24 protein-coding genes are annotated in these 23,727 nt (G+C 69.4%); 15 read left to right on the forward strand and 9 right to left on the reverse strand.

What is annotated here, in order from left to right:
- Positions 1-2: 2 nt before the first annotated feature.
- On the reverse strand, positions 3-2,594 hold the full coding sequence (locus tag ACU6WY_RS11230) for a DEAD/DEAH box helicase (RefSeq protein WP_483819733.1): 2,592 nt from the start codon (positions 2,592-2,594) through the stop codon (positions 3-5).
- A 45-nt stretch (positions 2,595-2,639) separates the two neighbouring features.
- A complete protein-coding gene (locus ACU6WY_RS11235) occupies positions 2,640-3,440 on the reverse strand; it encodes a hypothetical protein (protein WP_483819734.1) in 801 nt (266 codons plus the stop codon).
- Positions 3,441-3,527: 87 nt separating this feature from the next.
- On the opposite strand from ACU6WY_RS11235, the gene ACU6WY_RS11240 reads away from it, so the two are divergent.
- The 3 genes from ACU6WY_RS11240 to ACU6WY_RS11250 all read left to right on the forward strand — a co-directional run bounded on the left by ACU6WY_RS11240 (position 3,528) and on the right by ACU6WY_RS11250 (position 5,744).
- Positions 3,528-4,562, forward strand: coding sequence for an LLM class flavin-dependent oxidoreductase (locus tag ACU6WY_RS11240; protein ID WP_483819735.1), 1,035 nt, complete (start codon positions 3,528-3,530; stop codon positions 4,560-4,562).
- An 84-nt stretch (positions 4,563-4,646) separates the two neighbouring features.
- A complete protein-coding gene (locus ACU6WY_RS11245; RefSeq protein WP_483819736.1) occupies positions 4,647-5,111 on the forward strand; it encodes a GNAT family N-acetyltransferase in 465 nt (154 codons plus the stop codon).
- An 84-nt stretch (positions 5,112-5,195) separates the two neighbouring features.
- Positions 5,196-5,744 (forward strand): hypothetical protein, encoded by a 549-nt coding sequence (locus ACU6WY_RS11250; protein ID WP_483819737.1) that lies wholly within the window; start codon positions 5,196-5,198, stop codon positions 5,742-5,744.
- 88 nt (positions 5,745-5,832) lie between these two features.
- Here ACU6WY_RS11250 and ACU6WY_RS11255 read toward each other — a convergent pair whose 3' ends face one another.
- Entirely contained in the window at positions 5,833-7,848 is a 2,016-nt protein-coding gene (locus ACU6WY_RS11255) for a sensor histidine kinase (RefSeq protein WP_483819738.1), read from the reverse strand.
- 125 nt (positions 7,849-7,973) lie between these two features.
- Here ACU6WY_RS11255 and ACU6WY_RS11260 point away from each other — a divergent pair, with 125 nt between their 5' ends.
- The 6 genes from ACU6WY_RS11260 (at position 7,974) to ACU6WY_RS11285 (ending at position 12,648) form a co-directional block, all read left to right on the forward strand.
- Positions 7,974-8,354 carry a response regulator transcription factor gene (locus ACU6WY_RS11260; protein ID WP_483819739.1) on the forward strand — a complete coding sequence of 127 codons (381 nt, stop codon included), beginning with the start codon at positions 7,974-7,976 and terminating at the stop codon, positions 8,352-8,354.
- A gap of 37 nt (positions 8,355-8,391) precedes the next feature.
- Positions 8,392-9,063 carry a nucleoside/nucleotide kinase family protein gene (locus tag ACU6WY_RS11265; RefSeq protein ID WP_483819740.1) on the forward strand — a complete coding sequence of 224 codons (672 nt, stop codon included), beginning with the start codon at positions 8,392-8,394 and terminating at the stop codon, positions 9,061-9,063.
- An 87-nt stretch (positions 9,064-9,150) separates the two neighbouring features.
- The gene (locus tag ACU6WY_RS11270) at positions 9,151-9,513 is read left to right on the forward strand and encodes a GntR family transcriptional regulator (protein WP_483819741.1); all 363 of its coding nucleotides are present in this window, start codon (positions 9,151-9,153) and stop codon (positions 9,511-9,513) included.
- Complete coding sequence (locus ACU6WY_RS11275) at positions 9,510-10,406, forward strand: ABC transporter ATP-binding protein (protein WP_483819742.1); 897 nt, start codon at positions 9,510-9,512, stop codon at positions 10,404-10,406. The genes ACU6WY_RS11270 and ACU6WY_RS11275 overlap by 4 nt, the downstream gene beginning before the upstream one ends.
- A complete protein-coding gene (locus ACU6WY_RS11280) occupies positions 10,403-11,131 on the forward strand; it encodes a hypothetical protein (RefSeq protein ID WP_483819743.1) in 729 nt (242 codons plus the stop codon). The genes ACU6WY_RS11275 and ACU6WY_RS11280 overlap by 4 nt, the downstream gene beginning before the upstream one ends.
- Positions 11,132-11,322: 191 nt before the next feature.
- Positions 11,323-12,648 (forward strand): HNH endonuclease signature motif containing protein, encoded by a 1,326-nt coding sequence (locus ACU6WY_RS11285; RefSeq protein WP_483819744.1) that lies wholly within the window; start codon positions 11,323-11,325, stop codon positions 12,646-12,648.
- A 124-nt stretch (positions 12,649-12,772) separates the two neighbouring features.
- Here the strand turns inward: ACU6WY_RS11285 and ACU6WY_RS11290 are convergent, their stop codons facing one another.
- The 3 genes from ACU6WY_RS11290 to ACU6WY_RS11300 all read right to left on the reverse strand — a co-directional run bounded on the left by ACU6WY_RS11290 (position 12,773) and on the right by ACU6WY_RS11300 (position 15,031).
- On the reverse strand, positions 12,773-13,339 hold the full coding sequence (locus tag ACU6WY_RS11290) for a ribonuclease H family protein (RefSeq protein ID WP_483819745.1): 567 nt from the start codon (positions 13,337-13,339) through the stop codon (positions 12,773-12,775).
- A 43-nt stretch (positions 13,340-13,382) separates the two neighbouring features.
- Positions 13,383-14,444 (reverse strand): phosphogluconate dehydrogenase (NAD(+)-dependent, decarboxylating), encoded by a 1,062-nt coding sequence (gene gnd / locus ACU6WY_RS11295; protein ID WP_483819746.1) that lies wholly within the window; start codon positions 14,442-14,444, stop codon positions 13,383-13,385.
- Positions 14,445-14,527: 83 nt separating this feature from the next.
- Positions 14,528-15,031 carry a bifunctional nuclease family protein gene (locus tag ACU6WY_RS11300; RefSeq protein WP_483819747.1) on the reverse strand — a complete coding sequence of 168 codons (504 nt, stop codon included), beginning with the start codon at positions 15,029-15,031 and terminating at the stop codon, positions 14,528-14,530.
- A 145-nt stretch (positions 15,032-15,176) separates the two neighbouring features.
- On the opposite strand from ACU6WY_RS11300, the gene ACU6WY_RS11305 reads away from it, so the two are divergent.
- From ACU6WY_RS11305 to ACU6WY_RS11320, 4 genes are read left to right on the forward strand one after another with little or no spacing between them, the layout of a single operon-like run.
- Positions 15,177-16,124, forward strand: coding sequence for a hypothetical protein (locus ACU6WY_RS11305; RefSeq protein WP_483819748.1), 948 nt, complete (start codon positions 15,177-15,179; stop codon positions 16,122-16,124).
- Positions 16,121-17,638, forward strand: coding sequence for an efflux RND transporter periplasmic adaptor subunit (locus ACU6WY_RS11310; protein WP_483819749.1), 1,518 nt, complete (start codon positions 16,121-16,123; stop codon positions 17,636-17,638). Before ACU6WY_RS11305 ends, ACU6WY_RS11310 begins: the two co-directional genes overlap by 4 nt.
- Entirely contained in the window at positions 17,635-18,312 is a 678-nt protein-coding gene (locus ACU6WY_RS11315) for an ABC transporter ATP-binding protein (RefSeq protein WP_483819750.1), read from the forward strand. The genes ACU6WY_RS11310 and ACU6WY_RS11315 overlap by 4 nt, the downstream gene beginning before the upstream one ends.
- Positions 18,309-19,541 (forward strand): ABC transporter permease, encoded by a 1,233-nt coding sequence (locus tag ACU6WY_RS11320; protein WP_483819751.1) that lies wholly within the window; start codon positions 18,309-18,311, stop codon positions 19,539-19,541. The genes ACU6WY_RS11315 and ACU6WY_RS11320 overlap by 4 nt, the downstream gene beginning before the upstream one ends.
- Before the next feature lie 6 nt (positions 19,542-19,547).
- Here the strand turns inward: ACU6WY_RS11320 and ACU6WY_RS11325 are convergent, their stop codons facing one another.
- From ACU6WY_RS11325 to ACU6WY_RS11335, 3 genes are all read right to left on the reverse strand, one after another.
- On the reverse strand, positions 19,548-19,910 hold the full coding sequence (locus ACU6WY_RS11325) for a hypothetical protein (protein WP_483819752.1): 363 nt from the start codon (positions 19,908-19,910) through the stop codon (positions 19,548-19,550).
- A 223-nt stretch (positions 19,911-20,133) separates the two neighbouring features.
- Positions 20,134-20,412 (reverse strand): hypothetical protein, encoded by a 279-nt coding sequence (locus tag ACU6WY_RS11330; RefSeq protein WP_483819753.1) that lies wholly within the window; start codon positions 20,410-20,412, stop codon positions 20,134-20,136.
- 99 nt (positions 20,413-20,511) lie between these two features.
- Positions 20,512-21,063: a PadR family transcriptional regulator gene (locus ACU6WY_RS11335; protein ID WP_483819754.1), complete on the reverse strand. Its 552-nt coding sequence runs from the start codon at positions 21,061-21,063 to the stop codon at positions 20,512-20,514.
- A gap of 134 nt (positions 21,064-21,197) precedes the next feature.
- Here ACU6WY_RS11335 and ACU6WY_RS11340 point away from each other — a divergent pair, with 134 nt between their 5' ends.
- On the forward strand, positions 21,198-22,640 hold the full coding sequence (locus tag ACU6WY_RS11340) for a cytochrome ubiquinol oxidase subunit I (RefSeq protein WP_483821912.1): 1,443 nt from the start codon (positions 21,198-21,200) through the stop codon (positions 22,638-22,640).
- Positions 22,641-22,650: 10 nt separating this feature from the next.
- Entirely contained in the window at positions 22,651-23,682 is a 1,032-nt protein-coding gene (cydB, locus tag ACU6WY_RS11345; RefSeq protein ID WP_483819755.1) for a cytochrome d ubiquinol oxidase subunit II, read from the forward strand.
- Positions 23,683-23,727 lie beyond the last annotated feature (45 nt).

The following is a 23,727-nucleotide window of genomic DNA, read 5'->3' on the forward strand; positions in this document are numbered from 1 at the left end:
CGTCAGATCCGGAGAACCTCGGTGACGCGCACCACGGCCGTCCCCTCCTCCTCCGAGGCGGGGAGGTCGACCTCGGCCCGGATGCGCCAATCGTGGTCGCCGGCGGGGTCGTCGATCGTCTGCTCGACGCGCCATACGCCGTCGGCCGCGGCCGACTCGTCGATGTCGACGTACGCCGACGATCGCGCCGCTCCCCCGGTGCCGATCGTGTCGTGCTCGTCGAAGTAAGCGTCTAGCGCCGCGGGCCAGTCCACGTCGGGGTCGAGCTCGACGAGTTCGTCGTCGCGCTGCAGAGCGGCGAGTTGCACGCGCCGGAACATCTCGTTGCGAACGAGCACGACGAACGCGCGCCGGTTGGTGAGAATAGACGGCGGCGCCGGGGGCACCACCGGGGCCGTCGGGTCGTCGGCCGGATTGATCAGCTGCTCCCACTCGTCGACGAGGCTCGAGTCGACCTGACGCACGAGTTCGCCGAGCCATTCGATGAGGTCGAGCAGATCGGGAGTCTGCGCGTCGACGGGCACCGTCTGGCGGATCGCGCGATAGGCGTCGCTGAGGTAGCGCAGCACCAGGCCCTCACTCCGGGCCAGCTGGTACAGCGACACGAACTCCCCGAACGACAGCGCCCGCTCGAACATGTCGCGCACGACCGACTTGGGCGACAGCTCGAAGTCGCGGATCCACGGCTGGCTCGACGCGAACACCTCGTACGCCTGCGCGAGCAGGGCATCGAGGGGCTTCGGCCACGTGACCTCTTCGAGCAGCTCCATGCGCTCGTCGTACTCGATGCCCTCGCGCTTCATCGCCGCCACGGCCTCCCCGCGCGCGCGGAACTGCTGCTGCGAGAGCACGGGCCGCGGGTCGTCGAGGGTCGCCTCGATGACGCTGACGACGTCGAGCGCGTAGTGCCCGGTGCCGACCGCCGACGCCGGGGGTGTGGCATCCGGCCCCCTCCCGAGTTCGACCTCGGGGTCGAGCATCTCGATCGCCGCGAGCGCGAACGGCGACAGCGGCTGGTTGAGCGCGAAGTTCGGCTGCAGCTCAACGGTGAGCGCAATGCGCGAGTCGCCAAGTTTCGTCGCTTCGGAGCCGTCGGAAGCGACAATTCCTGGCGACTCACGCGGCGGGAGAACCTCCACCACGCCGGCCTGCACCAGAGTGCGGAAGATCGCGATCGCGCGGCGCGCGAGCTCGTACTTCCGCGCCTGCGGCTCGTGGTTGTCGAAGACCAGCGAGCGGACGTTGCCGAACACGTCGCCCCCGCGGGCGATGACGTTGATGAGCATCGCGGCCGTGAGCTTCATCTGCGGCTGAAGCGGCTCGGGCTCCGCGGCGACGAGGCGGTCGTAGCTTTGCTCGGTCCAGTTGACGAAGCCCTGCGGCGCCTTCTTCCGCACGATCTTCTTCTGCTTCTTGAGGTCGTCTCCGGCCTTGAGGATCTGCGCGGCGTTCTCGATCTCATAATCGGGCGCCATCACGACGACCGTGCCGGCGGTGTCGAAGCCGGCCCGGCCTGCGCGCCCGGCGATCTGGTGGAACTCGCGCGCGCTGAGCTGGCGCATGCGCTGACCGTCGTACTTGGTCAGCGCCGTCATGAGCACCGTGCGGATGGGCACGTTGATGCCGACGCCCAGGGTGTCGGTGCCACAGATGACCCGCAGGAGTCCGCGCTGAGCGAGGGTCTCGACCAGGCGTCGATAGCGCGGCAACATGCCCGCGTGATGCACGCCGATCCCCGCGCGTACGTAGCGCGAAAGCGTCTTGCCGAAGCCGGTCGTGAATCGGAAGCCGCCGATGGCCTCGGCGATCTCGTCGCGCTGTTCGCGCCCGATGATGCGGATCGACGACAGCGCTTGCGCGCGCTCCATCGCCGCCGCCTGGGAGAAGTGCACGACGTAGACGGGCGCCTGGCGGGTGTCGAGCAGGTCCTGCACCGTCTCGTGCACGGGGGTCCGGGCGTACTCGAAGTGGAGCGGGACGGGGCGCTCAACGCCGGTCACGCGCGCCGTGGGACGGCCGGTGCGCCGGGAGAGGTCATCGGCGATGCCGGTGACGTCGCCGAGAGTCGCCGACATGAGGATGAACTGCGCGCGCGTCAGCAGCAGCAGCGGCACCTGCCAGGCCCAGCCGCGGTCGGGCTCGCCGTAGTAGTGGAACTCGTCCATGACGACCTGGTCGACCACGGCATCCTGCCCCTGGCGCAGAGCGAGATTCGCGAGGATCTCGGCGGTGCAGCAGATGATCGGCGCATCGGAATTGACCGAGGAGTCGCCCGTGACCATACCCACGTTCTCGGCGCCGAAGATCTCGACGAGAGCGAAGAACTTCTCGCTGACGAGCGCCTTGATCGGGGCCGTGTAATAGCTCCGGCCGCCACGAGCGAGGGATGCCGCGTGCGCGGCGACCGCGACGAGCGACTTGCCCGTGCCGGTCGGGGTCGACAGGATCACGTTCGCCCCGGACACGATCTCGATGATCGCCTCGTCCTGCGCGGGGTAGAGGGTGAGTCCGCGACCGCTCGCCCACTCGACGAACCCGAGGTAGGCGGCATCCGGGTCGCTGCCGGCGGGCACGTGGTCGAGGAGGGAGGTCACCGACCCACCCTCTCATCCCCCGCTCGGTGAACCGGCCGGTCACGATCACTCGGCGTCGGTGAACACTCCGACGCGCTCGCCGTCGAACACGAACTGCAGGCTCGTTCCGATGGGGAACCGCTCGCGCAGCTGCTCGGGGAGCTGGTCCGATACGACGAACTCCGCCGTCGGCGCGAACGCCCCCGCCCCGCAGCCGCCGAAGATGTAGCCACCCTGGAACGACCCGCTGGCCTCGCGCAGATCCTCGGCATCGACGACGTACAGGCACGGCGCGCGCTCGCCGCTCGCGACTTCCTGGAAGCCGACGATGGCGGTGAGCCCGAGGTAGTCGCGAAAGCCGCGTGCCCCCTCGCCGATCGGCCCGAAGAACGACGGGACGTCGAACGCCGTGTCCTCGACGAGCGTGTCGACCTGGGCGACGCCGGCCGTGCGCGCGACGGGCACGAAGGTCGTTCCGGCGGCGGTTGCCGCACTGGTCACGGCAGCGACCGCCGCGATCGACGCCGCCCACAGCCACAGCGTCCGCCGCGATCGCACCGGCGACCGGCGGGGGCGTCGCCGCGCAGGACCGTCCTCGACCGCGTCTGTTCCGGACGCCTCGCCCCCCGTGGTGCCGATGGGCGCCGCGCCATGCGGGATCTCCGGCGTCTGCGTATCGAAGGAAACGCCCGACGGGGCGTCGTCGGATGCCGGAGCGGCGGGAACAGCCTCCTCCCGCGCGCGTCGTTCGCGATCCTCGAGCTCGGCCAAGCGAGCGAGGGCGGGGGCGTCGTTCGCGATGTCGGCATCGGGGCCGTAGGCGCGGGCACGCAGGCGCACCAACTCCTCGCGCACGTCGTCGTCCATGTCTGAATGGTTCCACACCCCGACCCCCCGAGGGCGGAGCGCGTCCATTCTTGGGAATACATCTGCGGCAGGAGCGTTGCACCCCGTATGCGCTCCTTCGGCACACTCTCTTTCGGGCACTACGGCCCCCTCGGCGGCGGACACCACCTCACCGCGGGCGACTCCATGCTGCAGGCGATCGACCTCGCCCAGGGCATGGATGACCTCGGGGTCAACGGTGTCTCCTTCCGCGTCCATCACTTCGCCCGTCAGCAGGCGGCCCCCATGCCGTTGCTCGCCGCGATCGCCGCGCGCACCTCGCGCATCGAGGTCGGCACCGGCGTCATCGACATGCGGTACGAGAACCCGCTCATGCTCGCCGAGGAGGCGGCATCCGTCGACCTGATCAGCGCCAACCGACTCGCACTCGGCGTGAGCCGCGGGTCACCCGAGACGGTCGTGCGCGGCTACGAGGCCTTCGGCTACACGGGGTCCGAGGACGAGCGCGGCGCCGACATCGCGCGTGAGCACTTCGACCTGTTCTTGCGTGCGATCGACGGCGAGGGCCTCGCCGAGCGCGACCCGATGAGCCCCTTCGGTGGCGGCACCGGGCTGCAGCGCATCGAACCGCACTCCCCGGGGCTGCGTACGCGCATCTGGTGGGGCGCTGGCACCACGGCCACGGCCGAGTGGGCAGGACGTAAGGGCATCAACCTGATGTCGTCGACGCTCCTCACCGAGGCCGACGGCACCCCCTTCGACATCCTGCAGGCGCGCCAGCTCGACGCCTTCCGCGCCGCGTGGGCCGAGGCCGGTCACGCGGGCACGCCGCGCACGTCGGTGAGCCGCAGTATCTTCCCCATCGTCAGCGACGAGGACCGCATGTACTTCGGCGGCTCCGCGGGATCCGACCAGATCGGTGTCATCGACGGCATGCGCTCGACCTTCGGCAAGACGTATGCCGCCGAGCCCGACGCGCTCGTCGAGCAGCTGCAGAACGACGCCGCGGTGATGAGCGCCGACACTCTGATGCTGACGATCCCGTCGCAGATGGGCGTGGAGTTCAACCTGCGCCTGGTGGAGAACTTCGCGAAGTATGTGGCGCCGGCGCTCGGGTGGCAGTCGACACTCGCGACCGTCTAAGCCGCGAGTCCCCGAACGGAACCGGATGCCGACACCCTGGCATCCGGTTCCGTTCGTCGTTCCACGGCCGAATACCGTGGACCGATGACCTCCGTTCGCACCGCCGTCTTCCCCGACGATCACGCCATCGTCTCCGCCTTCGTCGGCGCCTACCTCCGGCGCACCGAGGCGGAGAAGGCCGAGCGGGGCCTCGTCGCGGAGGACGCGCCGCTCGCCGACCGCTACGCGCGGGAGATCGCCGACCCGGCGACGGCGTTCGCGGGACGCCGCGTGCTCATCGCCGAGATCGACGGCGGCGCCAGCGGAGTCGTGGTGGTCAACGTGTCGCGCACCGGCACCGAGATTTCGCGCCTGTGGACCGACCCGTCCGCGCGCGGGCGCGGCGTCGGCACGGCTCTTCTCGATGCGGCGCTCGAACACGCCCCGCGTCCCGTCCGGCTCTCCGTCTGGCGGTGGCGCGAACCTGCCATCGCGCTCTACCGTCGTCGCGGGTTTCAGATCGCGCCCTCGTGGGACGACCGTCCGGAGTTGCTCTGCCTCTCGATATAGGCCGCGGGCTCCCCGATGGCAACCCCCCTGGCGTCGTCGTCGAGAGGCCACAGGTTGAGGGCTCCCCTCGACGACAGGATCGACATGTCAGCTCGCAACACCCTCGTTCGCTCTCTGCACGACCTCGGACTCGCCGCCTGGTTCGGCGGAACCCTGATGGGCGCGGTCGGCCTCAACGGCGGCACCGCGAAGGCGGACGATCCGACCGAACGCCTGCGGCTGTCCTCCGTCGGCTGGGCTCGCTGGGCACCGGTGCAGTGGGGCGCCATCGTTCTCCACGGCATCGGCGGTGCCGGTCTCATCCTCGGAAACAAGACCCGTCTCGCCACGCAGCCCGAAGCGCGGACGAACACGATCGTCAAGCTCGCGATCACCGGCGTCGCGGGGGGAGCGAGCCTGTACGCGGGTATCCTCGGCGCGAAGATCGCGAAGCACGCCGACGAGGGAGCCGAAGGAGTCACCGAGCCCGACAGCGATGCCTCTGCTCCCCTCACCTCCGCGCAGAAGCAACAGCGCATCCTGCAGTGGATCCTCCCCGCCCTCACGGGGGCACTCATCGTCCTCGGCGCTCAGCAGGGCGAGCAGCAGCGCCCCGTCGCGGGGCGCCTCGACCGAGTGCTCCGCCGCCCCTGAAGCGATAACGTCGCGGGCGTGCCGCTTCGTCGGCGGCGCCCCCGCGGACGAAAGACAGCGACGGCTCGCCGACCCTGCGCGCTGCGGACTAGCGGGCGTCCGCGGCGTGCAGTCCGGGCACCGGCACCGCGGGGAACCTGAGTTCGGCAACCGCGCCCCCGGTGGGGGCGTTGTCCAGGTAGATGGTCGCCTTCATGCCTGCCAGCAGATCCCGGGTGATCGTGAGCCCGAGCCCCGTTCCGGCCACCCCGTCGTGGATCGTCTTCGGAGCACGGTAAAAGGGCTCGAACAGCCGCTCACGTTCCGCGGGGTCGATGCCGGGCCCGTCATCTTGCACCGTGACGATCACCACCCCGTCCGCCTGCGTCGCGGTGATGACGACCTTTCCACCCCGGGGCGAGAACTTGACCGCGTTGGTGAGCAGATTCGTGATCACCCGAGTCAGGTCGCTGGCGTACGCCATGACGCGCAACGTCGAGCTGCACTCCACCTCCGTGATGATCGCCCGGCTGACGATGCTGTACCGGACGTCCAACAGACACTGCTCGATGACCTCGCAGAGGACGATTGGCTCCGCCTCGACCTCGGCGTCGCGCCGTTGCCGTCGAGCGGCCGCGAGCACGTTGCCAACCAGCTCAAGCAGCCGCTCGGAGTTGCGGATGATCACGGCGACGTAGTCACGCTCGAGGGGGGTGTCGACCAGCTCCGCCAGTTCCTCGGCATAGCCGCTGATCGAGGTGAGCGGCGTTCGCAGTTCGTGCGACACGCTGGCCACGAAGTCATCCTTCTGCTGGCTCATCGCTTTGAGCGTCGTGACGACCTCGCGCTCCTTCTCCAGCCGCTCGGCCATGACCGCCTCGGCCTCCCGGAGGGGACTGAGGTCTTCGATGTACAGCAGGTAGAACCTGCCGTAGTCAGACCTGCCGAGCGCCTCGACGGTGATACGAAAAAGGGCATCATCGCCTTCCTCGACCGGCCACGCCGTCGTGTCGGAGCGGCCGGGCGGGAGCGTTCTCGCGAATGACCGCAGCGTGCCGTCCGGGCGGACGAAGGTGCGGGATTTCGCCGTCGGCGTCAGCTCGGAGGCGAGCACCGCGGTCGCCATCGGGTTGATCTCCAGCACGGCGAGCGCTCCGTCGGCCTCCTCCGACAGGATCGCGAAGCCGCTCCGCGCTCGCGCGAAACCCTCATTGAGGAGCCTCCGCGTGCCTTCTCGCTGGTCGATCATGCGGCGCTGGTGAGCCTGTGCCGCCGCCACGAAGAGCACGGTGACCGCGAGGGTGATGGCGTACAGCTGCAACAGGCTCACGACCCTGATCACGCCAGAGGTGTTGGCGAACGAACCGCCCCCCGCGGCGGTCAGCACGCTCACCACCACGACCGTGAGTACCAGTTGCACGTACGTCACTCGCATCGACTGCGTGAAGGCCGCGTACATCAGGATGGGCACCGGCAGGAACCCCAACGGCTCCTCCCAGTCGGGGAAGAACGCCAGGAGGGTGCTGGTGAGAGTCAGGAGTGTCAGGGCGAGGGAGACCCGCCACGGGGTAACCCTTTTCTCCCGTGCAATCAACACGAGGGGGGTGATGATCAGGATGGCCGACGCGTGGGACGCGGCGATGCCACCGACCGTTGCGGTGAAGGATCCGCCCGACGCGGCCACGCCCGCGGCGACCCCGATTCCGCCGATGATCGCTCCGACCACCGCGCCGAGCATGAGACGGCCGGCGGCACGCACATCGCGGATGCCCGGCGCTTCGGAGTGAGCCGTCGCGACGGTGGCCACGACGTACACCTCGATCGCGGCCGCGAGTCCTCCGATGACGGCGACCCCCACCCCGCGCTCGCCGATCACCGACACGACGGAGATGAGCAGTCCGTACGAGATGCTGACGAACGGGCGGAGTGAGGGGCTCGACATGAGAGCCGCCGCCGACCCGAACCCCACGGCGGGCCACCACCAGCTGAGGTTGGCCGAGCCACTCAAGGGGAGGACGCTGGCCACCCCGACGACGAAGCTCGCGAGCAGGACGACCCCGAGAGCTGCGACGTGGCGCCAGCCGTCGAGCTCGCGGATCCTGCTCGCGATCGTGGTGTGTGGCATGCCCGGATAGTATCTGTCACAGACCCGATCGAGCGCGACTCGGCACCCCCCGGCCCGCGAGTCGGTCAGGTCATTGGACCGTGTGTCGATCGAGTCCGATGCTACGAGCGAACGGAGAGCGCGTGATGTCTGTCCTCGTGGTCGACGACGAAGTCGATCTCGCCCGACTGACCCGCATGCGCCTGGAAGCAGCAGGCATCGACGCGTTCGAGTGCTACGACGGGGCCACCGCGCTGCAGATGATGCGCGAGAGCCAGCCCGCCGTGGCAATCCTCGACTGGATGATGCCGGGACTCGACGGGCTGGAGCTGGCGCGCATCGTACGCGGCGACGACACCCTGAAGAGCATGCGACTGATCCTCATGACCGCCCGCGTCGAAGCGGAGACGGAGGAAGGATTCGCCGAACGTCACGGATTCGACGTCGTGCTGGTCAAACCCGTTCCTCGCGCCGACCTCATCGCGAGGGTGGTAGGCGAGCTGCAGGCGGCTGGCGTCGCCGTCTGACCCACTCCGGTCGACACCGTCGATCGCCCTCCCCGCCATGGCATCCACTCCCGCTCCCTCGCACGACGCCGTCGCGACACTCGCCACGCGCGTGGAGCGGGCGGCGTCCGGGTCTCCCCGTTATCTCCTGGGGATCGCCGGGAGCCCGGGAAGCGGAAAGACGACGCTTGCGGCCGCACTCGTCTCCGAGCTGAACTCCCGCGGACCGGACACGGCCGCGGCCCTGCCCATGGACGGTTTCCACCTCGCCAACGCCACGCTGGACCGGCTGGGTCGCCGCGCGCGGAAAGGTGCACTCGACACCTTCGACGGCTGGGGGTTCGTGGCGCTGCTGCACCGTGTGCGCGCCGAGACCGATCACACCGTCTTCGCCCCGAGCTTTCGCCGGAGTGTCGACGAGGGCGTCGCGGCCGAAATCGCGATCGGGCCCGAGACGCGGATCGTCGTCGTCGAGGGGAACTACCTGCTGGTTGACGACGGCCCCTGGGCGCATGTGCGCGACGCTCTCGACCAGGTCTGGTTCTGCGCCACGACCGAGGCGGAACGCGAGAGCCGCTTGATCGAACGGCACACCCGGCACGGCCGCACCGTCGAGGCCGCAACCCGGTGGGCGCGCGAGGTCGACGGCGTGAACGCCGCGCTCATCGAGGCGACCCGGGAGCGCGCGGACCTGGTGGTGTCCGGGGAGACCGGGGCGATCCTGCGCTGAGGGGGCGGGGCGTCGGTCGTCTTCGTCTTGACAAGAGGGCCCGGACTTCCTAGGTTCATTACTCAAGTAACGAACCCAAGGAGCACCATGCTCGACGACGGCAAGCCGATCTTCCTGCAGATCGCCGAGGCGATCTCGGACGGCGTCCTCGCGGGCACCTACCCCGAAGGGACGCAGGTGCCCTCGACCAACGAGCTCGCCGCCTTCCATCGCATCAACCCGGCCACGGTCGGCAAGGGGCTCGGACTCCTCGTCGACCGCGGCATCCTGCACAAGCGTCGGGGACTCGGCATGTTCGTCAGCGATGGCGCGCGTCAGCGCCTGCGTGACGAGCGCACCGCCGGCTTCCGCACCGATTTCGTCGCCCCGCTGCTTGCCGAGGCCCGATCGCTGGGCTTCGACCTCTCCGACATCCGCCGCATCATCGACCAGGAAGGGTCCTCGTCATGACCCAGCCCGCTGTCCGCCTCACGGGGGTCTCCCGGCGCTTCCGCCGCACCCGAGCCCTCGACGACCTCACCGTCGACATCCCTGAGAACGCCATCACCGGCCTGCTCGGTCGCAACGGGGCCGGCAAGACGACCCTCATGTCGATCATCGCCGGTCACGACCGCCCGAGCTCCGGATCCGTCCGGGTGTTCGGCACCGATCCCTTTGAGGACGCCCCGACGATGTCGTCGATCAGTTTCGTGCGCGACAACCAGCGCTACCCCGAGGATTTCACGCTGCGCCAGGCGATCGAAGTCGCTCCTCTGTTCCACGCCGGCTGGGACGCCGAGGTGGCCGAGCGCCTGATCGAGGGCTTCCGTCTCCCCCGGAAGACGGCGATCAAGAAGCTCTCGCGCGGGCAGGCCTCGTCGCTGGGCATCGTGCTGGGCCTCGCCTCTCGCGCACCCCTCACCATCTTCGACGAGCCCTATCTGGGGTTGGATGCCACGGCCCGACGCTTCTTCTATGACACGCTCATGCAGGACTACCTCGATCATCCCCGCACGATCCTGGTCTCGACCCACCTCATCGACGAGATGGAGCCTCTGCTCGAGCACGTCGTGATCGTTGACGAGGGCCGACTGGTCCGCACCGCCACCGCGGACGACCTGCGGGGCAGCGCCGTCACGCTGAGCGGTCTGACGCCCACGGTCGATGCCCTCGCCGAGGGTCGCCACGTGCTGCAGCGTCGCACGATCGGCGGGCTCACCTCGGTCGTCATCGAAACGCCGGCCGACGACGGATGGAGCGCGGGGGCCGCCGCGGCGGGCGCCCAGCTGACGCCCGCGACCCTCCAGGACCTCGTCGCCGCCTACGGCGTGCAGAACGACACCCGGGAAGGAACCCTGGCATGACCGCCCTCACCGCTACCCCCTCGCGGGGCGCCGCTCCGCTCGACGTCTTGCGCCTGCACTTTTCGCAGCGCGCCATGCTGCTGCGTACCCCGCCGGGCATCATGCTCGTCGTGTTCGTGGTCACGGTGATCATCGCGGTCATCTTCTGGCGGATCGGCTCGGTGCCCGGCAGCCCCGAGTGGGTGCAGAACAGCCGAAACAACGCCGCCGTGTTCTGGGCGCTGCCCGGCTTCTTCGGATGGCTCGGGGTGCAGACGGTGTCGCTGACGTTCCCGCTCGCACTGTCGCTCGGGAGCACCCGCCGTGTCTTCGTCGCCGGCACCGTGCTGACCCACGTCGCTCTCTCGCTCTACATCACCGCGATGCTCCTCGCCCTCCTCGCCATCGAGCTCGCGACCGGCCACTGGTTCTTCGACATCTACATGCTCGACGTCACGATCCTCGGCTCCGGAGATCCGTTCCAGCTCGCGATCACGGCCTTCCTGGGCACGCTGTTCGTTCTCTCGGTCGGAGGGGCGTTCGCCGCCGCCTGGGTGCGATTCGGCGCTCTCGGGCCGATGGTCTTGGCCGCGGTGCTGGTGATCGGTCTGGGGATCGCCGCGATCCTGCTCGTGCCGGTGGCTTCGACATTCCAGCCGTGGTGGGTCGCCGTGGGCGCCGGGATCGTAATCATGCTCGCCGTCTTCGGCCAGTACGCGCTCCTGCGCCGCGCATCGGTCCGGTAAAGCGATGCCGCGTCGGCATCGGCGCGCATCCGCGGGATGAGGCGGCGCTCCTTCCCCATCTGCTCTCGCGTGTACGAACCGAAGAGATCCCGCCCATCAGGGCACGGCGGTCCGGCAGAGCGTCATCTGACTCCTCCTCCCCCTGTGGATAGTCCCCGCGCGATGTCGGAGGTCCGTGGCAGCATGTGTGCATGCCGGATCGACCGCTCTTCGACGATCGGGAGGACGCCGTCCTCACCGAGGTCGTTGACGCGCTGATCGAGAGCGAGCGGGCCCTGGCCGAACTCGAGGCCGCCAGAGTCTTTCAGTTCGCCGCGGCGATGCGCGTCGCTCTGCACCGCTCGGCGCACCGACCCCGGGCGGTCCAGGAGCGCGAGATGGCGCTCCGCTCGATCGCGGCCGAGATCGGCGTCGCCCTGCGATGGAACGACCGCACCGTGCAGCGCCGCCTCGGCGAAGCCATCCAGCTGGTCGACGACTTTCCCACCACGCTGCAGGCGCTGTCCGAGGCGCGCCTCAGCGCGCGTCACGCGGCGGTGATCCGCGACGTGGGCGTCGAGGTGAGCGATCCCGACGTGCGGGCGGAGTACGAACGCCGCGTGGTCGAGCGGGCCGCGAGCGACACCGTCTCCGGCACACGGGCCTTCGCTCGCGCCGTCGTCGAAGAGCTGCACCCCGTGTCGATCACCGAGCGCTTCGAGCGCGCCGAACAGCAGCGACGGGTGTGGATCGACGACGACGTCGACGGCATGGCCCGGCTCGGCGTGCTCGACGGGGCCGCCAAGATCCGCGCGATGTACGACCGGCTCACCCAACAGGCGCGCGCGATCAGAGCCGTCGCGACCCCCGTGCCCCACGAGACCCACGAGACCCACGAGACCCACGACGATCCGGATGCCGTGCGCGACCGCCGCAGCATCGACCAGGTTCGGGCCGACCTCCTGTGCGACCTGGTGCTCACCGGTCAGCCCGCGATCGACCCGACCGTCGACGTCCTCCCCGGTGGCCTCGGGGCGATCCGCGCGCACGTGTCGGTCACGGTGCCTGCCCTCACCGCCGCGGGCGCGAGCGACCGGGGCGCGTCGATCGACGGGCTCAGCCCGATCGACGCCGACACCGCGCGCCGACTCGTGGCCGGGACTCCGGTGTGGGAGCGACTCGTCACGCACCCGGTCACGGGCACGCTCCTCACCGTCGACCGCTACCGCCCCTCCCCCGCACTCCAGCGCACCGTTCGGGCGCGCGACGTGCATTGCCGGTTTCCCGGATGCCGCCAGCCGGCGCGACGCTGCGACCTCGACCACAACCGCGATCATGCGCGCGGCGGACCGACGAGCCTGTGCAACCTCGCGTGCCTGTGCAAGCGACATCACACGCTCAAGACCGAGACACCGTGGGTGGCCCGGCAACTCCCCGACGGCAGCATCGAATGGACGAGCCCACTCGGCCGCCTCGTCATCGACCGACCCGAGCGGTACGTGGCGTTCCTCCCCGAGCCCGACCCTCCGCCGTTCTGATGAGTGGCCCGCGTCGCGGGTCACCGCCTACCGCGGGTCACCGCCTACCGCGGGTCACCGCCCCCGCCGCGCGTCACCACCCGCCGCGCGTCACCGCCCGCCGCGGGTCACCACCCGCCGCGCGTCACCGCCCGTTGCGGTCGCCGGCCGACCGCGGCGGTGCTGACGCGACGTCGAGCGGGTCGAGCCCGCGCAGCGACGTCCAGATCAGTTCCTCGCCCTTCGCGGCGTGCTGTGACGCGCGCACCGCGCGCTCATCGGCCCACGAGTTCAGCACATGGCCGCTGTGTCCGCGCACGTGCTCGAGCACCACATCGGGCAAACCCGCCGCGCGGCGAGCATCACGCGCCGCGATGAGGGCTTCCAGGATGCCGCGGTTGGCAACGGGTTTCTTCGCCGACGTGACCCACCCGCGGCGGCGGTGCCCGTCCATCCACGACGCGTACGTGTCGATCGCGTACTTCGAATCGGCCTGCACGACCAGCTCCCGCACGTCGGCGTGGTCGGTGATGGCGTGGAGCAGACCGAGGAGTTCGCCGATGTTGTTCGTCCCCTCGGGGACGGAGCCGGCTGCCCAGTGTCCGTCCTCACCGACCCAGGCCCAGCCCGCCGGACCGGGATTGCCCTTGCAGGCACCGTCGGTGGCGACGACGTAACGGTCGGAGGGGCCGGAGGAGGCGGGATTGCTCATCCCTCTAGTCTCCCCGACCGGCGCCCGCCGACCGCATCACGCGTCAGGAGCCGTTGCTGTCGGCCTTCTCTCCGCCCGCTTCCAGAACGTCACCGGCGGGAAGCTCCTGGTGACCGCCGAACTGCAGGCGCATCGCCGACAGCACTTGATTGGCGAAATGGTCTTCGCCGCGCGAGGCGAACCGTTCGAACAGCGACGCGGCGAGCACGGGGGCCGGAACTCCGGTGTCGACGGCGGCCTTCACGGTCCACCGTCCCTCGCCCGAGTCCGACACACGGCCCGCGAGACCGTCGAGCGTCGGGTTCTGCGCGAGCGCCGCGGCGGTCAGATCGAGCAGCCACGACGAGATGACCGAGCCGCGGCGCCAGAGCTCGGCGACCTTCGGGGTATCGATGCTGAACTGGTAGAACTCCGGCTCCTCCAACGGAGCGACCTCCGCCGAGTGCTCGCCCTGACGCAGGCCGGCGTCGGCGTTGTGCAAGATGTTGAGACCCTCGGCGAGCGCGGCCATGATGCCGTACTCGATGCCGTTGTGCACCATCTTCACGAAGTGCCCCGCGCCGGAGGGCCCGCAGTGCAGGTAGCCGCGTTCCTCGGGACCGAAATCGCCGGTGCGACCGGGAGTGCGCTCGACCTCGCCCGGTCCGGGGGCGATCGTGCGCAGCACGGGCTCGAGGTGCGCGACGGCCTCGTCGTGTCCACCCACCATGAGGCAGTACCCGCGCTCCAGCCCGAAGACGCCGCCGCTGGTTCCGACGTCGACATAGTGGATGCCGGTGTCCTGCAGCTTCGCGGCACGGCGCACGTCGTCGCGGTAGTTCGAGTTGCCACCGTCGATGATGATGTCGCCGGCCTCGAGCACTTCGGCGACCTGGTCGACGACGCTGCCGGTCAACCCGGCCGGGATCATGAGCCACACGGTCCGCGGCTTCTCGAGCTTCGTGGCGAGATCGGCGATGCTCGACGCTCCCACCGCACCCTCCGCCACCAGAGCCGCCACGGCATCCTGGTTCACGTCGTAGACCACGCAGTCGTGGCCGTCCTTCATGAGTCTGCGGACGATGTTGGCGCCCATTCGTCCGAGTCCGACCATGGCGAGTTGCATCCGTACCCCGTTCGTCGTGGATCGCCGCCGCGGTGGGCGGCCCACACGCGAGTCTAGGAGCGTGGGGCGCCGGTTCGGTCGGGTCAGCCCTGGAAGTCGTCGGGGTCGACGCTGTCGAGGAACGTGCGGAACTCCTCGACCCGCTCGTCGTCGCCGCGGGTGTCGAACTCCACCGCGCCCTCCGGCACCCCGGCGATGGTCATCACCGTCTCGGCCACCGCGATCGGTGCGCCGGTCCGGGCGGCGAGGGCGATGGCATCCGAGGGTCGCGCGTCGATGACGAACGGGCCTCGCGGGGTCTGCAGCTGGATCTCCGCATAAAACGTGCCCTCGACCAGCCGCGTCACGTCGACTCGATCGACGGATGCCGAAAGCCCGCGCAGCATGACGACCATGAGGTCGTGGGAGAGCGGACGGGGCCGGGCCGCGCCCTCGATCGCTACGAGGATGGACATCGCCTCCTGGGGGCCGATCCACACCGGCAGAACTACTCCGGCCTCGGCACCCGCGCCCGGCAAGGGGGCGAGGAGCATGACGTGCTGCTGGGCGGAATCCAGGGCCACACCGAGCACGCGAACCGGGATCATGACGCCATGGTACGCGGCGACCGTCGAGGTGATGGAGAGGGTGATTTACCGAGCCACCGCCCCAGAGTTTGCGGAGCCGAGCGCGCCAAACATAACTCGCTCATAAAGAGCGCGATTACCTCTGGCTCCCTAACCGGAGGTAACCATGTCCTTTCACCGACCCACTGTCGCCATCCCCGCCGTCCTCGGCGCCGTCCTCATCTTCGCCGGGTGTACGTCGTCGTCCGCGGCGCCCGACGCCGCCACCCCCAAGGAATCCCCCCTCACCCCGTACCTGACCGCGCTCTACGGCGCGGCGGGGGACCCGAACGCGACCGACGCCGGGCTCGCTGATGAGCAGAAGAAGCAGGAGGCGTACATCGCGACCTGCATGAAGGAGAAGGGCTTCGACTACGTGCCGAACGTCACGGAGGGCACCACGATCAACCTCACCGCTGGCGACGACTGGAAGCCCGACGACCGCTCGTGGGTCGCGCAGAACGGGTACGGAATGTCCCGGATGTTCGAGCAGATGACGACGCCGACGGAGGCCGTCCAAGACCCGAACGCGGCGTACGTCGAATCACTCTCCGAGACCGAGCGTCGCGCCTGGGAAGACGCACTGTACGGCGAGTTGGCGTCTGGTGAGGCCACCCAGGAATACGATCCCACGCGAGCCGGATGCCTGGGGGAAGCGCAGCGACAGTCGACGTCGAACTCGGACGAGTTCGCCGGCCTCCGCGAAGCGGCCACCGCGATGCAGCAGGAGACGGCGTCGTCCCCCGAGGTGAAGCAGGCCGATAGCGAATGGGCCGCCTGCATGGCGACGGCCGGGTACCCCGACCTGACGAGTCAGCTGGAGGCCTCGATGGGCATCAGCCAGCGGTGGATCGACCTGCTGGGAGACGACACCACCCAGTCGGACGAATCGGCGCGGGAGAAGCTGAAGAAGGAAGAGATCGACACCGCCCTGGCCGATCTGGATTGCCGCACGAAGACCGACTACACGGACCGTGTGGAGAAGGTCCGGTGGGCGGCCGAAGAAAAGTTCGTCGCCGACCACAAGTCGGAGCTCGAGGCAGCCAAGGCCGCAGCCGAGCAGACCGCATCGTGACGAGCTTCCGCTCCCGCGTCGGGGCGATGGTCGCTCCGACGCGGGAGCTCGTCCGTCGCAATCGTCCCCTGTGGATCGTGGCCGCGGTTGCCGTGGCGTCGCTCGTGGCCGGACTCGCGGTGGGGCGCTTCGTCGTCTCCCCCGCGGATGCCGCGGCGAGAAACGCACCCCCGACGCCGGGATACGTGACCGCTCCCGTCGAATACGGCCCCCTCAGCAATGACGTCACGATACGCGCCGACTTCGGCTACGCCGATCCGGCCGACGTGAAGATCGACACCGCGGGCCTTCCCGGAGCCGCCGTCGTGACCGGTCGCGTGCCGGAGGTCGGGACACAACTCGATCGTCTCTCGATCGCCCTCGAGGTCGCGGGCCGCCCGGTCATCGTTCTGCCCGGAGACCTGCCCGCCTATCGAACGCTGAGGTTCGGCGTCTCCGGCCCGGACGTGTCGCAGTTCAAGTCAGCGATGCGCGCCGTCGGTCTCGACGCCGGCGATCCATCGAACGCGCTCTTCGACGAGCAGGCCGCCTCGGCGGTCACGTCGCTCTACGCGCAGGCCGGCTACCCGGCCCCGGCGATCACCGAGGATGCCGAGGCCGCCGTTCGCACCGCCCGGAGCGCGGTTGCGAGCGCCGAACGAGCGGTGTCATCCGCCTCCACCACGTACGACACGGCCAAGGCCGGACCGACTGCGGTGGAGAAGCAGGAGGCCGACAACGCCGTCGCCAGCGCCCAGCGCGCTCTGGATGCTGCGGTGGCCGACGGGGAGCCGGAGGCGCGGGTCGCGGATTTGCGCGACGCGCTCTCGCTCGCCCAGAGCAAGCGCGCTCAACTCGACGCCGCGCCGGACACCTCGTCCGCGCAGGCGGATCTGCGTGGCGCGCAGGAGCAGCTCGATCAGGCGCGCGAGGACCTGGCCCGGGCGCGGGAGCGGGCTCTTCCATCGCTGCCCGCTGGCGAGGTGCTCTACCTCTCCGCGCTCCCCCGTCGCGTGGACTCCGTGGACGCTCAGCGCGGCTCGGAGGTGAAGGGCACGGCCATGGTCGTGTCGGGGGCCACACTCTCGCTCTCGGGAACTGTCCCCGAGTCCGATGCCCGCCTGGTGAAGAAGGACGGGAAAGCCGTCGTCGACCTGCCGGACGGATCGACCCTGGACGCAACCGTTGCAACGATCACGGCGGGCGAGAAAGCCTCCGATCGGTGGAAACTCACCCTGACCCCTGGTGCGGTCACCGATGCGCAACTGACCGAGCTTCGCGGTCAGAACCTGCGGGTGCGCATCCCCGTGTCGGCGACCGACGGCGACGTGCTGCACGTCCCGCTCGCCGCCCTGACCTCGGGTCCGGGGGGCGAGGAGCGGGTGGAGGTCGTCACCGGCGACCCGCGCGAGGGAGAGTCGGCCCCCACCCGACTCGTCGTCGTCGAGACGGGGCTCGCCGCCTCGGGGGCGGTGGAGGTCCGTCCGGTTGAGGGCGAACTGGCCGAGGGAGACCTGGTGGTGGTCGGGCGATGACCGTTCCCCTCCTGGAGCTGCGCGAAGTGACGCGGTCATTTCCTGGACCGCCGGAGGTGCGGGCGTTGCGCGGAGTCGACCTCACGGTCCTCGACGGCGATTACCTCGCGATCGTGGGCCCCAGCGGGTCGGGGAAATCCACCATGCTCAACATCCTGGGGCTGCTGGATCGACCCACGAGCGGAGAGTACCTCCTGGCGGGCGAGCCGACGACGACGCTCGACGACGACGACCGCACCGCGCTCCGGGCGCGGCAACTGGGGTTCGTGTTCCAAGCGTTCCACCTGCTTCCGCGGCGCACCGTTCAGGAGAACGTCCTGCTGCCGCTGATCTACAGCGGTGCCCCCCGCCGCGATCGGGAGAGCCGCGCACGCGAAGCGCTGGAGCGGGTGGGGCTGGGGCACCGCCTCGGTTTCCGCCCCGACGTGCTCTCGGGGGGTGAGCGTCAACGCGTCGCCGTGGCTCGCGCTCTCGTGACCCGGCCGCGACTGGTGCTCGCCGACGAACCCACGGGAAACCTCGACGGTCGCACGACCGACGAGATCATGTCCCTCTTCGAAGAACTGCACGACGAAGGAATGACCCTCGTGATCATCACCCACGATTCGGCCGTCGCCGCCCGCGCGGATCGGGTCATCCGCATCAGCGACGGCCGCATGAGCGAGGTGCCGTGAACGCCCGCGCCCGAGCAGACCGGTTCGGCGTCGGCGATCTCCTGATCGAGGCCACGAGCGACCTCGGTGTTCGCCCCGGACGGCTCATCGTCACGATCGCGGGGGCCATGTTGGGGATCGCAGCCCTCGTGGCCACGCTGGGGCTGGCGGCGACCGCATCCGCCCAGATCGAGCGACAGTTCGACGCCGCCGCCTCGACGCAGGTCGTCGCCACTCCCGCGACGGCGAAGGACAAAGACGGCAAGTCCGTCGCCACCGCCGCACTTCCGCCGGACTCGGCGGCGCGAATCGGACGACTGGCGGGCGTCCAGGCATCCTCGACCCTGAGTCCCGTGGATCTTCGCGGGGCAACGGTGTCGGCGGTGTCGGTCACGGACCCTTCGGCGGCGGCCACGGTACCGCCGACGGTCTACGCGGCGGGAGCGGGCCTGCTCGACACGGTGGGGGGCCGAATCGTCACCGGTCGTTTCTTCGATGTCGGACACGATCGCCGGGGTGACCGGGTGGCCGTTCTCGGATCCGCAGCCGCGGACGCGCTCGGCATCCGGAGACTAGACACTCAGCCGTCGATCTTCCTGGACGGACGGGCCTATGCCGTGATCGGCATCATGACCGGCACGGAGGCCGTCGGCGATCTCGCTGACGCCATCGTCATCCCCGACGGTACGGCGCGCGTCGATTTCGGCCTGCGGTTTCCGGCCGCGGTCCGGGCGCGCATCGTGGCCGGCGCCGGTCCGCAGCTTCGCCCGCAGATCGCGCTCGCGCTCTTTCCCGACCGCCCGGAGGACGTCACCGTCGGGGCGCCCGCGGCTCCGTCGACCGTGAGCGGGGGCGTACAGAACGACCTCACGGCGATCTTCGCCGCCGTCGGCGTCGTCGTTCTCCTCGTCGGCGGGCTCGGGATCGCGAACGTCACGATGCTGTCCGTCGCCGAACGCACGAGCGAGATCGGTCTCCGGCGCGCTCTGGGGGCGACCCGGCGTCAGATCGCTGCCCAGTTCGTGGTGGAGTCAGTGGTGATCGGGGGACTGGGCGGATTGATCGGTGCCGCGGTCGGCGTGTTCACGGTCGTCGGCGTCGCCGTGTCCCAGAACTGGACGCCCGTGCTCGACCCGCTGATCGCGATCGGCGGTGCCCTGCTCGGGGCGCTGGTCGGTCTCGTCGCGGGTGGGCTCCCCGCGCGCCGTGCGGCGCGCGTCGAACCCGTCGTGGCGCTGCGCGGAGCATGAGCCGCCTCACCACCCGAACGCGTTGAACCAGTCGCGACGCTGATCGGCCTCGGCGCGAGTCGGGTCACCGCGCCACGTGTCGTGAGCGGTCAGGGTGCCGTCGGCCTCGAGCCCGACGAACGCCCAGCACACGGGGCACAGGGCGCGCCCGTCGGGGAAGCCGCCGTCGAGCGTCGGAGCCGCCTCAGCGACGGCTCCGGCGCCGGGACACTCGGGCGGATCCGCCTGAAGGTCGTTCCACAGGAGTGAACCGCCCCGACGGTGGTGCAGGCCGCGATGGCCGTTCTCACGCGTGCAGATCTCTCCCCGTCGGCGGCTCAGGCACAGCCTGCGCGCCGCGCCGGGCAGAGCGGCCAGCGTTCGTGTCATCCTTCGATTCTCGTCGCTGAGAACGCACGGGGGGCAGATGCGCGATACGGATGGGACGGTGCGGTCCGGTGGGGAAAGGATCGGCGGTCATCGGCGACCACCACCGGCGAGTCGGAAAAGCATGTCGACCTCCTGGTGATTCGACACTGGGTCACCGTGCCGGAGGGACCGAGGGGGTTGACAGGATCCGGAAGGGTGATACGCATACCCCTCGGGGGTATCGCTATCGTGCCGACCTCTGCACCGCATCGACGGCGGCATGGAAGGTGAGGTGCTGCGAAACCTCCACCGCCCGGTCGTAGTACGAGCCCTCGAGAGACACGAAGACCGGTCCGACGACCTCCACGTATCCGAAGGTCTTTCCGTCGCGAGCGACCTCGTACAGGTCGAGATCAACGCGCGTCCACGGAACCTCGGTGACCGCCGACACGGCCGGAGCCGACGTGCGACGCGCACTCTCGACCGTCGAACCCGGGTCACTGAGGGGGATGTCCATGACCATGCGCGCGCTCCTCGTTCGTCCGGGGTCCTCTCAGCGTGCGCCCCTGCACCCCCGCGCGTTTCGGGGTTGACGAATCGGAGAGGGGACGTTACCCGTGGCTCAGCGGGCCACGCGCACCGGCCGACCGCGGCGCGGGCGCTCTCCGGACAGGTCGAACGGAGCAGCATCGACCGCCAGCCGCTCAACCTCATCCAGGAAGCGCAGATCGGACTCGAGTCGCACACGACGGGCAACCCTCACCACGGCTCGCGAGACGGCATCCGCGTCTTCGCCGTCATCGTCGGGCGCGGCCAGCGCCGCACTGACCACCGCGCGCTGGGCGGCGAGGATTGCCGCGACATCGACGTCGGGCAGGGTCAACGCCAGAGCGATGCGCAACGCGACCTCGTCACGCCGCTCGGCAAGCGAGGCCTCACCGAGCCAGGTCCGCGCTTCCCCGCGGCCGGCGGCAGTGACCCCCCAGAGCACCCGCCCTTCGTCATCGGCACCGCGATTCTCGACCAACCCGTCGCGCTCGAGCCTTTCGAGAGTCGAGTACACCTGGCCGACGTTCACCGCGGCACCCGTCCGGCGCAGGTACTCGGCGCGCAGCTGAGAGCCGTAGCAGTCGCCGCGATCAAGGATCACTAGCAGGCTTTGGCGCACGGACATAGGGCCCTCCGACCCGCGAGAAAATGACTCTCCGAGTATATGGTTCGATGCCGAAATAGCGCTCGACCCCGCGCCGATGGCCGGGAGTAGCCTGTGGTCAGACCACAGTGAAGGTCGTCGATCGGAGGCATCCCGTGGAGTGGCTCGACCCCCTCATCCTCGCTCGGTGGCAGTTCGGACTGACCACCCTTTACCACTTCCTGTTCGTGCCCCTGACCCTGGGAATGTCGCTCGTCGTGGCGATCTTCCAGACCGTCTGGTACCGCACCGGCGACGTGAAGTGGCTGCACCTGACCCGCTTCTTCGGCAAGATCTTCCTGATCAACTTCGCCATGGGCGTCGTGACCGGAATCGTGCAGGAGTTCCAGTTCGGCATGAACTGGTCGGCATACTCCCGCTTCGTCGGTGACGTCTTCGGTGCCCCGCTGGCGTTCGAGGGGCTTCTCGCCTTCTTCCTCGAGGCCACCTTCATCGGCCTGTGGATCTTCGGCTGGGACAAGCTCCCCCGTCTCGCGCACCTCGCGAGCATCTGGATGGCGACGCTCGGCGCGACGTTCTCGGCCTACTTCATCATCGCCGCCAACGCGTTCATGCAGAACCCCGTCGGCTACCAGATGGCCGCCGACGGCAGCCGGGCCGAGCTCGTGGACTTCTGGGCGATGCTCACGAACCCGGTTGCCCTGGCCGCCTTCCCCCACACGATCTTCTCGGGCTGGATGTTCGCCGCCATGATCGTCGTGTCGGTCTCGGCCTGGCACCTCGCCCGCGGCCGGAACGTCGAGATGATGCGCGCCCCGCTGCGCTTCGGCCTGTGGTCGGCGATCGTGTCCTTCGTCCTGGTCGCTCTCGCCGGTGACCAGCTGAGCCTGGTCATGGTTGCGACGCAGCCCATGAAGATGGCCGCGGCCGAGGCGACGTTCAACACCGTGTGTGGGGCGGATGCCTCGTTCTCGATCTTCACCCTCGGGACCCCCGACGGCACGAGCGAACTGTTCTCCATCCGCGTGCCGTTCCTGCTCAGCCTCCTCTCGACGCACTCTCTCGACGGCTGCGTCGAAGGCATCAACGACCTCAACACCCTGTACACGCAGGAGATGTTCCCGCAGTTCGCCGACCAGGTCGACGGCAACTTCGCCCCCGTCCTGTGGGTCACCTACTGGTCGTTCCGCTGGATGATCGCGCTCGGCGGTCTCGCCGCCCTCATCAGCGTCGTGGGCCTGTGGGTCACGCGCACGAAGGCGACCCGCCCCGTCGCGCCGTGGATGTGGCGCGTGGCGATCTGGGCAGCGCCCCTCCCGATGGTGGCGAGCCTCGTCGGCTGGCTCTTCACCGAGATGGGCCGACAGCCGTGGATCGTCTTCGGCCTGATGCTCACCGAGGACGGAGTCTCCCCGAGCGTCCCCGGGTGGAGCGTGCTGATCTCGCTCCTCGCCTTCACCGCCATCTACGCCACCCTCGCCGTGGTCGAGTTCGGACTCATCAAGACGTACGCGCAGAAGGGTCCGGACCCGCTTCCCGACCCGGACGCGCCGCGCGAGCCCGACACCGTCGAGAACACCCCGACGACCGTCTACTAGGAGCACAGTCATGGACCTCGCATACCTCTGGTTCTGGATCGTCGGATTCCTCTTCATCGGCTACTTCGTCCTCGACGGGTTCGACTTCGGGGTGGGCATGTCGCTGCCGTTCCTCGGCAAGGACGACATCGCCCGCCGGCAGATCATCAACACCATCGGCCCGGTGTGGGACCTCAACGAGACCTGGGTGATCGTCGCGGGAGCGGCCTTGTTCGCCTCGTTCCCCGAGTGGTACGCCACCCTGTTCAGCGGGTTCTACCTGCCGCTCCTGCTGATCCTGTTGGCCCTGATCGCCCGCGGGGTGTCGTTCGAGTACCGCCACCAGCGCGATTCGCTGAAGTGGAAGCGCGGTTTCGACCGCATGATCGTGATCGGATCCGCCGTCCCGGCCCTCCTGTGGGGCGTCGCGTTCGCCAACATCGTGCAGGGCGTGCCGCTGGATGCCGATCACGAATACGTCGGCACCCTGTTCACACTGCTGAACCCCTACGGCCTGCTCGGCGGAGTGGTGACCCTGCTGCTGTTCTTCACGCACGGCGTGTACTTCGTCGCCCTGAAGACCGACGGACAGGTGCGCACCGACGCTCGGGCTCTCGCCAAGAAGTCGGGGCTGGCCACGATCGTCGCCGCCGCGGTGTTCCTGGTGTGGACGATCATCCAGGCGGCGAACAACGAGGCCCCGCTGCTCCTGGGCGTCGTGGCGCTGTCCGGCATCGCCGCGCTGACGTTGATCGGCTCGTGGGTCGCCAACCTCCGCGATCGGGAGGGCACCGCCTTCACCCTCGGCGCGGTGACCATCGTCACGGCGGTGGGAGCACTGTTCTTCGCCCTGTTCCCGAACGTCATGCCCTCCACCCTCGAGGCGGGCTCCGGCCTGACGATCGAGAACGCGTCCAGCACCGACTACACCCTGACGATCATGAGTTGGGCGGCGCTGATCTTCCTGCCGGTCGTGCTGGCCTACCAGGGGTGGACGTACTGGGTGTTCCGCAAGCGCGTCACCCGCGCTCGGATCGAGAAGGCCGCTCTCGTCGCCCATTGACGACGGCCCCCCGCGGGCTCTGAGAGGATCTATTCCGTGACTGAC

It is taken from the genome of Microbacterium sp. ZW3a, assembly GCF_057167165.1.

What these genes read in the sequence shown, in the direction of transcription:
- ACU6WY_RS11270 (WP_483819741.1), top strand. Translation starts at nt 9,151, where the DNA reads ATGCTCGACGACGGCAAGCCGATCTTCCTGCAGATCGCCGAGGCGATC.
- ACU6WY_RS11275 (WP_483819742.1), top strand. Translation starts at nt 9,510, where the DNA reads ATGACCCAGCCCGCTGTCCGCCTCACGGGGGTCTCCCGGCGCTTCCGC.
- ACU6WY_RS11325 (WP_483819752.1), bottom strand. Translation starts at nt 19,910, where the DNA reads ATGACACGAACGCTGGCCGCTCTGCCCGGCGCGGCGCGCAGGCTGTGC.
- ACU6WY_RS11235 (WP_483819734.1), bottom strand. Translation starts at nt 3,440, where the DNA reads ATGGACGACGACGTGCGCGAGGAGTTGGTGCGCCTGCGTGCCCGCGCC.
- ACU6WY_RS11330 (WP_483819753.1), bottom strand. Translation starts at nt 20,412, where the DNA reads ATGGTCATGGACATCCCCCTCAGTGACCCGGGTTCGACGGTCGAGAGT.
- ACU6WY_RS11265 (WP_483819740.1), top strand. Translation starts at nt 8,392, where the DNA reads ATGGCATCCACTCCCGCTCCCTCGCACGACGCCGTCGCGACACTCGCC.
- ACU6WY_RS11290 (WP_483819745.1), bottom strand. Translation starts at nt 13,339, where the DNA reads ATGAGCAATCCCGCCTCCTCCGGCCCCTCCGACCGTTACGTCGTCGCC.
- ACU6WY_RS11260 (WP_483819739.1), top strand. Translation starts at nt 7,974, where the DNA reads ATGTCTGTCCTCGTGGTCGACGACGAAGTCGATCTCGCCCGACTGACC.
- ACU6WY_RS11280 (WP_483819743.1), top strand. Translation starts at nt 10,403, where the DNA reads ATGACCGCCCTCACCGCTACCCCCTCGCGGGGCGCCGCTCCGCTCGAC.
- ACU6WY_RS11300 (WP_483819747.1), bottom strand. Translation starts at nt 15,031, where the DNA reads ATGATCCCGGTTCGCGTGCTCGGTGTGGCCCTGGATTCCGCCCAGCAG.
- ACU6WY_RS11240 (WP_483819735.1), top strand. Translation starts at nt 3,528, where the DNA reads ATGCGCTCCTTCGGCACACTCTCTTTCGGGCACTACGGCCCCCTCGGC.
- ACU6WY_RS11315 (WP_483819750.1), top strand. Translation starts at nt 17,635, where the DNA reads ATGACCGTTCCCCTCCTGGAGCTGCGCGAAGTGACGCGGTCATTTCCT.
- ACU6WY_RS11285 (WP_483819744.1), top strand. Translation starts at nt 11,323, where the DNA reads ATGCCGGATCGACCGCTCTTCGACGATCGGGAGGACGCCGTCCTCACC.
- ACU6WY_RS11245 (WP_483819736.1), top strand. Translation starts at nt 4,647, where the DNA reads ATGACCTCCGTTCGCACCGCCGTCTTCCCCGACGATCACGCCATCGTC.
- ACU6WY_RS11250 (WP_483819737.1), top strand. Translation starts at nt 5,196, where the DNA reads ATGTCAGCTCGCAACACCCTCGTTCGCTCTCTGCACGACCTCGGACTC.
- gnd (WP_483819746.1), bottom strand. Translation starts at nt 14,444, where the DNA reads ATGCAACTCGCCATGGTCGGACTCGGACGAATGGGCGCCAACATCGTC.
- ACU6WY_RS11255 (WP_483819738.1), bottom strand. Translation starts at nt 7,848, where the DNA reads ATGCCACACACCACGATCGCGAGCAGGATCCGCGAGCTCGACGGCTGG.
- cydB (WP_483819755.1), top strand. Translation starts at nt 22,651, where the DNA reads ATGGACCTCGCATACCTCTGGTTCTGGATCGTCGGATTCCTCTTCATC.
- ACU6WY_RS11305 (WP_483819748.1), top strand. Translation starts at nt 15,177, where the DNA reads ATGTCCTTTCACCGACCCACTGTCGCCATCCCCGCCGTCCTCGGCGCC.
- ACU6WY_RS11335 (WP_483819754.1), bottom strand. Translation starts at nt 21,063, where the DNA reads ATGTCCGTGCGCCAAAGCCTGCTAGTGATCCTTGATCGCGGCGACTGC.